Source organism: Streptomyces lycii (assembly GCF_009735685.1).
Classification (GTDB): domain Bacteria; phylum Actinomycetota; class Actinomycetes; order Streptomycetales; family Streptomycetaceae; genus Streptomyces; species Streptomyces lycii.
The window spans coordinates 1-9658 of the sequence record NZ_WHPN01000092.1; the positions used below are offsets into that span (position 1 = coordinate 1).

A 9658-nucleotide genomic window follows, 5' to 3' on the forward strand; every position below is an offset into this window, starting at 1 on the left:
CTCAGCCGGCCAGGCAGGACGGGCCGAGCAGCACCTTGAGATCGCCGAACAGCGCCGGGTCGGCGGTCACCCGGTGCCGGTCGAGCCGCAGCACCGTGGTCTTGCGAGTGCCCTGGAGCCTGATCCGCACCTCGGTGGAGCCGCGGTGGTGGGTGAGCACCTCGCCGAGCTTCTCGACCAGCGGCGGGGTGACCTTCACGGTGGGGATGGTGATCGTCACCGGGGCGTTCGCGGAGGCCTCGGAGAGGTCGGGGACCATCAGCTCCATGGCGACCAGCCGCGGCACGTCCTCGCGCTTGTCGAGCCGGCCCTTGACGAAGACGACGGTGTCCTCGACGAGCTGGGTGGACACCAGCTGGTAGGTGGCGGGGAAGAACATGCAGTCGATGGAACCCGCCAGGTCCTCCACGGTCGCGATGGCCCAGGCGTTGCCCTGCTTGGTCATCTTCCGCTGGAGGCCGGAGATGATGCCGCCGATGGTGACGATCGCGCCGTCCGCGTGCTCGCCGCCGGTCAGCTGGGAGATCGCGGCGTCGGACTTCTCGTTCAGCACGTGCTCGATGCCGAACAGCGGGTGGTCGGAGACGTACAGCCCGAGCATCTCGCGCTCCTGGGCGAGCAGATAGGCCTTGTCCCACTCGATGTCGGAGAACTCCACGTCGAGCCCGAAGCCCGGGGTGTCGTCCCCGCTGTCGTCGCCCATGCCGCCGAAGAGGTCGAACTGCCCCTCGGCCTCCTTGCGCTTGACCTGGACGACATTGTCGATCATGGGCTCGTAGTGCGCGGTCAGACCCTTGCGGGTGTGGCCCAGCTCGTCGAAGGCACCGGCCTTGATCAGCGATTCGACCGTGCGCTTGTTGCACACAACGGCCTCGACCTTGTCCAGGAAGTCCGGGAAGGAGGTGTACCGCCCCTTGGCCTTGCGGCACTTCACGATCGAGTCGACGACGTTCTGCCCGACGTTGCGCACGGCGGTGAGGCCGAAGACGATCGTGTCGTCACCGCGCGGGGTGAAGTTGGCCTGGGACTCGTTGACGTCCGGCGGGAGCACCTTGATGCCCATCCGGCGGCACTCGTTGAGATAGACCGCCGACTTGTCCTTGTCGTCCCGCACCGAGGTGAGCAGGGCGGACATGTACTCGGCGGGGTAGTTCGCCTTGAGATAGGCGGTCCAGTAGGAGACCAGGCCGTACGCGGAGGAGTGCGCCTTGTTGAAGGCGTAGCCCGCGAACGGGACCAGGGTGTCCCACACCGCCTGGATCGCCTCGTCGGAATAGCCCCGCTCGCGGCAGCCGTCCCGGAACGGGATGAACTCCTTGTCCAGGACCTCCTTCTTCTTCTTGCCCATCGCCCGGCGCAGCAGGTCGGCCTGGCCGAGCGAGTAGCCCGCGAGGACCTGCGCGGCCTTCTGCACCTGCTCCTGGTAGACGATGAGGCCGTAGGTGATCCCCAGGACCTCCTTGAGCGGCTCCTCCAGCTCCGGGTGGATCGGGGTGATCTCCTGCTGGCCGTTCTTCCGCAGGGCGTAGTTGATGTGGCTGTTCATGCCCATCGGGCCCGGGCGGTAGAGGGCCGAGACGGCGGAGATGTCCTCGAAGTGGTCGGGCTTCATCATGCGCAGCAGCGAGCGCATCGGGCCGCCGTCGAACTGGAAGACGCCGAGGGTGTCACCGCGGCAGAGCAGCTCGAAGGTCTTGGGGTCGTCCAGGGTCAGGTCGAGCAAGGTGAGATCGACGCCCTTGTTCTGCTTGATGAGCTTGACCGCGTCGTCCATGATCGTGAGGTTGCGCAGGCCGAGGAAGTCCATCTTGAGCAGGCCGAGCGACTCACAGCTCGGGTAGTCCCACTGGGTGACCGACACCCCGTCGCCCTTGGGCTGGAACGTCGGCACGTGATCGGTGACCGTCTCGCTGGACATGATCACGCCGGCGGCGTGCATGCCCATCTGGCGGACCAGTCCCTCGACGCCCTTCGCGGTGTCGATGACCTTCTTGACGTCCGGCTCGTTCTCGTACATCGCGCGGACCTCGCCCGCCTCGCTGTACCGCGGGTGGTTGGGGTCGGTGATGCCGTCGAGGTTGATGCCCTTGCCCATGACGTCGGCGGGCATCGCCTTGGTGATCCGGTCGCCCATGGCATACGGATAGCCCAGCACGCGGGAAGAGTCCTTGATGGCGTTCTTCGCCTTGATGGTGCCGTAGGTGCCGATCATGGCGACCTTGTCCGCGCCGTACTTCTCGGTGACGTACCGGATGACCTCGCCGCGCCTGCGCTCGTCGAAGTCGATGTCGACATCGGGCATCGACACGCGCTCAGGGTTGAGGAAGCGCTCGAAGATCAGTCCGTGCTCGATCGGGTCGAGGTCGGTGATGCCCATGGCGTAGGCCACGATCGAGCCGGCCGCGGAACCACGGCCGGGGCCCACCGCGATGCCGTTGTTCTTCGCCCACATGATGAAGTCAGCGACCACCAGGAAGTATCCCGGGAACCCCATCTGGATGATGATGTCCATCTCGTACTCGGCCTGCTTCTGCCGGTCCTCGGGGATCGCTCCGGAAAACCGGCGGGCCATGCCTCGGGCCACCTCCTCCCGGAACCAGGTGACCTCGGTGTATCCCTCCGGCACATCGAACCGGGGCATCAGGTTCTTGGGCTCGAACCAGCCGCTGGTGTCCACCTGCTCGGCCACGAGCAGGGTGTTTGCACAGCCCTGCTGCCACGCATCGGAGGAATCGATGGCGTACATCTCATCGGTCGACTTGAGGTAATAGCCGGAGCCGCCGAAGCGGAAGCGGTCGGGGTCGGAGAGGTTCTTGCCGGTCTGGATGCAGAGCAGCGCGTCATGCGCCTCGGCCTCGCGGGCGTAGGTGTAGTGCGAGTCGTTGGTGACCAGCGGCGGGATGCCGAGCTTCTTGCCGATCTCCAGCAGACCGTCCCGGACCTTCTTCTCGATGTCCAGACCGTGGTCCATCAGCTCCAGGAAATACCGGTCCTTGCCGAAGATCTCCTGATACTCGCCGGCCGCTTTGAGTGCCTCGTCGAAGTGCCCGAGCCGCAGCCGGGTCTGCACCTCGCCGGAGGGGCAGCCGGTCGAGGCAATCAGCCCCTCCGACCACTGGGAGAGGGTCTCTTTGTCCATCCGCGGCCACTTCTGCAAAAATCCTTCGGCGTATGCGTCGGAGGAGAGCCGGAAGAGATTGTGCAGGCCGGTCTTGTTCGCCGCCCAGATCGTTTTGTGGGTGTATCCACCGGAACCGGACACGTCGTCCCGCTTCTGGTGCGGCTGCCCCCACTGGATCTTGCGCTTGTTCCGGCGGGACTCCGGCGCCACATAGGCCTCGATCCCGATGATCGGAGTGACTCCGGCGCCCTTGGCCTGATGGAAGAAGTCGTACGCCCCGTGCAGGTTCCCGTGGTCCGTCATGGCGATGTGCGACATGCCCATTTCCTGGCACGCCGCGAACATGTCCTTGAGCCGCGCGGCACCGTCCAGCAGGGAGTACTGGGTGTGGACGTGCAGGTGCGTGAAGGGCGGCTTGGTCACGGGACGTGACACCTCCTGGCTGGGTCGGCGCGTGGTGGTCTGTGAGCGGCGGTGAAATCCTACGCCGCCGCTCTGACAGTCGGGGCCCTTCGCTCTCGTACGCCGCAGCAAACCCATACGCGCAGGTCACCTGCTTCTCTCGGGCCAGACGCGGAAGCAGGGAGGGACCCGGTGACCTCGCGGGGCCGTCCCACGGATGACGGCGGCCCCGCGCTGCCTTTGGGCGATTGCCTCAGATCACATGCCCGCAGTCCGGAGGATTACCGCCGCCTCCGTCGTCCCCACAGGACCTCGGGGCACCACCCTGGTCGCACGCCGCCGCGCCGGACCACAACTCGTGATCAACAACGTAGCCGGCTGCCTCCATGGCCGCCTGCGTACGGAGGCGCACCTCCTGTGGATCGTCGTGCCGCGCCCCGGTCGCCTCGTAGGGCTCGTGGTGGATGAACCGGCCGGCCACCTTGTCACAGAATTCCGCGTACTGCCGGGTGTGGAGCAGGAAGGTGTGCCAGCCGATGTCCACCACCGGGCTGGGCGACAGAGGCCTGCCACTGACGTTCTTCGCGCAGGCGGCGAGGAAGCCCAGCGCCTGCTCCATGACGCGTTCGGCGAACAGTCGGTCGGTTCCCTCCTTCTCAGCGATCCGGTCGACCAACCTGGCGAAGAACTCGTCCGGGAGCAGCGAGCGGGCCGATGCCCGCGCAGGAGTGAAAGTGGTCATTGCGCCTCCTTGCCGTAGATGGGATGAGCACTCGGACGGCAGCCGGTGCTCCGACTGCTCCCGCCTCAAGGCGAGGCGGAAGATCATGGCCGCTCTGTCGGGAATCGAGAGAGCAGTGACGAAGGGCGACACAGGGCGCCCTTCCGAAGAGCAGCGGTCGAGTACCGGGATCACGGCCCGCGTACGTTTCCTTCCGGCTCCGAGCGATGTCCAGCCCAGTTCGCTTGTCAGGGAGCGGACCAGGAGAAGTCCACGGCCATCCTCGGTTTCGTCACCGGAATCACACCGCACTACCGGCTCGCGGTCATTCCCGTCTTCGACTTCGACCACGAGGGCTCCTTCGAGGCGTGCCGCCGTACAAAGGATCTCGGAGCAGGGCGCGTGCCGGATGGCGTTCGTGACCAGTTCGCTGACCACCAACAACACCTCGTCGGTCTGACTGCCCAGGCCCCAGCTACGGAGAACGTCTGTCAGGGTCTTGCGAATTCGCCGGACCTCGCACGGCTTCGGCGCGATGCTCATGGACACCTGGGATCGCACAGGGAGGGCGGGACGTCCTCGTGAGCCGGAGACGGCAGTCAGCATGACCACGTCCTGAGCTCTCCCAGAATGCGCAGCAAAGTGGCCGGTGGCACCTCGGTGGTCCGGGGCGGGACCAGCCGGGTACCTACGGGCGGCCGCGGTGGTTCCTCCGGCGGGTGCCCGCGCCATGAGCCGTCCGCTGAGCCGCTCCCCGTCGCGGAAATACTGGCGTCGATCGGGTCCACACACCGCTCCTTCCTCGCACACACGGCATTCCTGAACGTGCCTTGTGCTGTTCGTAGGCCGAGCATGGGCCGATGCCACTGGCCTCTCAACCGACCGTGAATCACCGGCGGGACACAACCGGTGAACCGTTCACGGAAAGGCAGTGGAAAGCAGTGGAGCGTTCACGGCCCCCATGCCCGAACGTAAGGAAGCCAATACCCTTGGTGAGATCAATTCCTGTCGGAGGGAGAACACCATGCCCGACAAGCACGGCCGTGTATGTGTCATCCGCTGGCGCCAGGTGGCCGATTCCGAGCAGTGGTCCCTGTCGCGCCTGGTGAGTGAGGTGCAGCGCTGCTGTTCCGTCTCGCGGCTCCGTGCGCACCGGCTTGTCCGGGGCTGGACTTTGGCTCAGGCCGTGCACGAGTTCCGGGACCTGTGCGTTGCGCACCAGTTGGCATGTCCTCGGCTGGATCCCGACCAGCTCAGGGTCTGGGAGACGAGGCGGGACCGCCGCCCACAGCGAACCACCATCGATCTGTTGTGCAGGCTGTACCGCACGAACGCCCGGGACCTCGCTCTTGAGCCGGCCGGCGACTACAGCGCGGCGGACTCCACGAGCACGCCGGATGCCCGTCCGATCGGGGCACTCCACACACGGCCTGCGCCCACTGCGGCAACACCCACAGCACTCCCCACCGACCCCCTGGAAGCCATCCGCCATACGGTTGACCGCACGCTGGCCAGTGCGAGTGTCACGAGCGGCCAGCTCGACCTCATGGAAGAGCGACTGCTCCTGCACCGACAGCAGTACATCGTGAGCCCGCCGCAGCAGATGCTGACAGAACTGGCTGCGGACCTGGGGGAAGTCCAATTACTCGCCGCTGAACGGCAACCGGCTTCCGCACAGCTCCGCTTGTCGGAGATGACGGCCATCCTGTCGACCCTGGTCGCCGATGCCCTGATGAAGCTCGGCCGGCTGCGGCAAGCCGGCGCCTGGTACGCCACAGCGCGCACGGCCGCCGACGACAGCGGCCGACCCGATCTGCGTGCCCGGGTCCGAGTCCAGGCTGCCATGCTGCCGTACTACTACGGACCTTTGGAAAACGCCGTGCGCCTGGCCCATGAGGCCAGGCTCCTGACACAGAACCGCCCCACCGAGACTGCGGCCTTCGCAGCAGCGGCCGAGGCGCGTGCACGTGCACGAATCGGTGATGCCGCCGGAGCCGAAGCGGCCATGAGCATGGCGCAGAACTTGTTCGCACGCACCCGGCATCCGGCATCGGGAGACGATGCCTGGGCGTTCCCCGAACGGCGTTTGCTGCTGTATCTGAGCGGGACGCTGACCTCCATGGCGCTGCCCCGGCGCGCCAGAGAGAAGCAGCAGCAGGCACACACCCTTTACCTCACCCGCCCCGGAACCATCGACCCGACCTTGCTTCGACTCGATGAAGCAATTTGCCTGGTCCACGAACGACACATGGACGACGCTTGCCAACTCGCAAGGTGCACTTACATGGGCGTGCCCCCGGAACACCGCACCCGAATCCTCGAAGCGCGGGCCCGCAACGTCATCGAAACCGCACCCGAGCCGCTGCGCAAGTCTCGCTCAGCGCGCGAACTCGATGACTGTCTAACCCTTCCCCCGGGACGGGGGTGACAGAACCCATGGAGATCGTCCAGCCTTGCCCTATGACTGCGCCCATTCACGGTGGCTTCACCGGTCCCGATGTTCACCGTTTACTGCAGCGAGCATGCGCGGTCGCGGGACTCGACGCCACCGGAGCTGTCCTGATACGCGGGCAGACGAACGCAGTGGTCCGGCTCACCGCTCACCCTGTCGTCGTGAAGATCGCCCGGCATGGCACAGCTCCGGAGAAGGTACGCCGTACTGTCACCTTCGTCCGGTGGCTGATGAACATGAGATTTCCCACCGTTCCCCTGTATCGCCCGGAGATACAGCCCTTGGTGATCGACGGTTATGCGGTCACGCTCTGGGTTCACCTGCCGCAACCCGAGCACCCCGTCCCCGCACAGGCCATCGCGAAGCCGCTGAATGTCCTGCACAGCCTCGGAGAGATCCCGGTCGCCTTGGAGCGTCTCGACACCTGCTCGGCGATCCGTTCCTCTCTCAGCCGGACGACCACGCTGCCGTCCAGCACACTCGATCTCCTGCACAACCGCGTCAACGAACTGGAACTCGCTCTCGCCACCGTCGACTACGCATTCGCGGACGCGATTCTGCAAGGAGACCCCCAACACCGCAACGCGCTGCACGACGGAGACCGGGCCGTGCTCTGTGACTGGGACAGTGCCGTGCTAGGTCGGCCGGAATGGGATTTGGTGACCATCGAGGTCCATTGCCGGCGCTTTGGCTACGGTCCCCGGCATTACGCCCGTTTCGCCGAAGCATACGGCTGGGATGTGACCGACTGGGACGGATACCCAATACTCCGAGACCTCCGAGAACTCCGCATGATCACAACGAATGCCAGGAAATCCACCCACGAACCGGAGAAGACAGCAGAAGTAGTGCGCCGCGTCGACGGTCTGCTCCGAGGTGACAGCGGCCAGAGATGGAACATCCTGTGACCGCCCCCCGAGCCGTCGTTGACAGTCCGCACTTGCGCGCGGACGGCTGTTTCACAACTGCGTTGCCACTCGACGCACGGACACCTGACACCGGGCGGGCACTCGGGGGTAGCCTCACGCGTTGTCCACTAGGAAGATCACCGTCGTGACGGGCGCCGTCACCGCACCCCGTTCCCACCCTCAGGAGGCCCACCGCGATGTCGCTCCAGCAGGCACTGGCCGCCAAGCGCGAACAGCGCGGCGAGGAGATCCTCGCCGTCTTCGACACCGCCTTCGGCGAGCTGCTGGCCGCGGACCCCGCAGCCTTCCGGGTCAAGTTCCGCAAGATGGCCGCCTCCGCCTTCGCCTTCTACCGCGGCACGGCCTCGCTGTTCTACCGCGACCTCACCGAGGAGCGGGACTCCGGCCCGTATCTGGACGAGCGGACCTCCCGGGTGTGGATCCACGGCGATCTGCACGCGGAGAACTTCGGCACCTACATGGACGCCAACGGCCGGCTCGTCTTCAACGTCAACGACTTCGACGAGGCCTACGTGGGCCCCTTCACCTGGGACCTCGAACGGTTCGCGGCCTCCGTCGCGCTGATCGGCTACACCAAGGCGCTCAGCGACGAGATGATCACCGACCTCGTGCGCACCTACGCCACCGCCTACCGCGAGCGGATCCACGCGCTGGCCACCGGCGCGCAGGGCGGCGGCAAGGGCGGGGAACTGCCGCCCTTCACCCTCGACACCGCCGACGGCCCGCTGCTCGGCGCCCTGCGCGTCGCCCGCTCGCTGACCCGGTTCGGCCTGCTCGACTCGATGACCGAGATCCGTGACTACGAGCGCCGCTTCGCGCCCGGCGGCGGCGCCGTGGAGCTGGACGCGGCCACCCGCTACAAGGTGCTGGCCGCCTTCGACGGCTATCTGGAGACGCTGCCCGAGTCCAGCCTCGCCCGCCCCGACTCGTACCGGGTGAAGGACGTCGTCGGGCGCCGCGGCGTCGGGATCGGCAGCGCCGGCCTGCCCTCGTACAACATCCTGCTGGAGGGCAACAGCGACGCGCTGGAGAACGACGTCGTGATCTATCTCAAGCAGGCGCAGACCCCGGCCGTGGCCGCGCACATCACCGACGAGCGGGTCCGCGGCTACTTCCGGCACGAGGGCCACCGCACGGTCATCTCGCAGCGCGCCCTCCAGGCGCACGCCGACCCGTGGCTGGGCTGGACCGAGCTGGACGGCTCCGGGCAGCTCGTCGCCGAGGTCTCGCCGTACGCCGTCGACCTGGACTGGACGGAGCTGGACGAGCCGGCCGAGATCGCCCAGGTCGTCGCCGACCTCGGCCGCGCCACCGCGACCATGCACGCGGCGGCGGACGACGAGAGCGGGCACTCGCTGGTGCCCTTCTCCACCGAGCGCGCCATCGACGCGGCCATCGCGGGCGACGAGAAGGGCTTCCCGGAGATGCTGGTGGAGTTCGCCCACGCCTACGGCTCCCGGGCGCGGACCGACCACCAGATCTTCGTCGACCTGTTCCGGAACGGCCGGATCCCCGGTCTGCGGCAGGAAGCCGGCATCCCGCCGGCCGCTTAGCTTGCTCTTAGGCCCCGCCATGGCACACTTTCGGCGATGGACGTATCAGGGGCCCGGCTGAGGACGCTGCGCGCGGCGCTGTTCACAGCGCTGTGCGTCACGCTGTCCACGGCCGCGCACGTCCTGCTGACCGGCGTGCCGCTGCCGGTCCTGCCGGTCGCGGCCGTCTCCGCCGCCGTGTTCCTGACCGCCTACGCGCTGGCCGGCCGGGAGCGCGGCTTCGGCGCGATCGCCGCGCTGCTCGTCCCGCTGGAACTGGCCGCGGACACCGTCTTCACCACCGGCCAGCACGCCTGCTACGGACAGGCGGGCGGCCCCGTCGCCGGCCCGCTGCGCGCCGCCGGCCTCGATCTGCTCTGCTCCGGCGGCGGCCTCGGCACCCCGCTGGCCCGGATGACGGCCGACGGCGGCGCGGAGGCGCTGCCCGTCCCGGGCGGCGGCGCCGCGCCCTGGCTGCTGCTCGCCACGCACGTCTCGGTG

At 67.2% G+C, this 9658-nt stretch carries 5 protein-coding genes and 2 pseudogenes; 4 read left to right on the plus strand and 3 right to left on the minus strand.

Features of this window, described 5'->3' with window-relative positions:
* Position 1 precedes the first annotated feature (1 nt).
* From dnaE to GCU69_RS34690, 3 genes and pseudogenes are all read right to left on the minus strand, one after another.
* On the minus strand, positions 2 to 3544 hold the full coding sequence (gene dnaE / locus GCU69_RS04435) for a DNA polymerase III subunit alpha (protein WP_098751444.1): 3543 nt from the start codon (positions 3542 to 3544) through the stop codon (positions 2 to 4).
* 232 nt (positions 3545 to 3776) lie between these two features.
* Positions 3777 to 4265, minus strand: a complete 489-nt coding sequence (locus tag GCU69_RS33435; RefSeq protein ID WP_235978214.1) for a glycine-rich domain-containing protein — start codon at positions 4263 to 4265, stop codon at positions 3777 to 3779.
* A gap of 198 nt (positions 4266 to 4463) precedes the next feature.
* Positions 4464 to 4976 (minus strand): annotated as a pseudogene (locus tag GCU69_RS34690) (ATP-binding protein); the annotation flags it as partial.
* Positions 4977 to 5268: 292 nt separating this feature from the next.
* On the opposite strand from GCU69_RS34690, the gene GCU69_RS04445 reads away from it, so the two are divergent.
* The 4 genes and pseudogenes from GCU69_RS04445 to GCU69_RS04460 form a co-directional block, all read left to right on the plus strand.
* The gene (locus GCU69_RS04445) at positions 5269 to 6672 is read left to right on the plus strand and encodes a hypothetical protein (protein WP_156205174.1); all 1404 of its coding nucleotides are present in this window, start codon (positions 5269 to 5271) and stop codon (positions 6670 to 6672) included.
* A 32-nt stretch (positions 6673 to 6704) separates the two neighbouring features.
* Positions 6705 to 7604, plus strand: a complete 900-nt coding sequence (locus tag GCU69_RS04450) for a phosphotransferase family protein (RefSeq protein ID WP_156205175.1) — start codon at positions 6705 to 6707, stop codon at positions 7602 to 7604.
* 197 nt (positions 7605 to 7801) lie between these two features.
* Complete coding sequence (locus GCU69_RS04455) at positions 7802 to 9178, plus strand: DUF2252 domain-containing protein (RefSeq protein WP_156205176.1); 1377 nt, start codon at positions 7802 to 7804, stop codon at positions 9176 to 9178.
* Positions 9179 to 9214: 36 nt separating this feature from the next.
* A pseudogene (locus GCU69_RS04460) lies at positions 9215 to 9658 on the plus strand (hypothetical protein); the annotation flags it as partial.

What these genes read in the sequence shown, in the direction of transcription:
- GCU69_RS33435 (WP_235978214.1), bottom strand. Translation starts at nt 4,265, where the DNA reads ATGACCACTTTCACTCCTGCGCGGGCATCGGCCCGCTCGCTGCTCCCG.
- GCU69_RS04445 (WP_156205174.1), top strand. Translation starts at nt 5,269, where the DNA reads ATGCCCGACAAGCACGGCCGTGTATGTGTCATCCGCTGGCGCCAGGTG.
- GCU69_RS04450 (WP_156205175.1), top strand. Translation starts at nt 6,705, where the DNA reads ATGACTGCGCCCATTCACGGTGGCTTCACCGGTCCCGATGTTCACCGT.
- GCU69_RS04455 (WP_156205176.1), top strand. Translation starts at nt 7,802, where the DNA reads ATGTCGCTCCAGCAGGCACTGGCCGCCAAGCGCGAACAGCGCGGCGAG.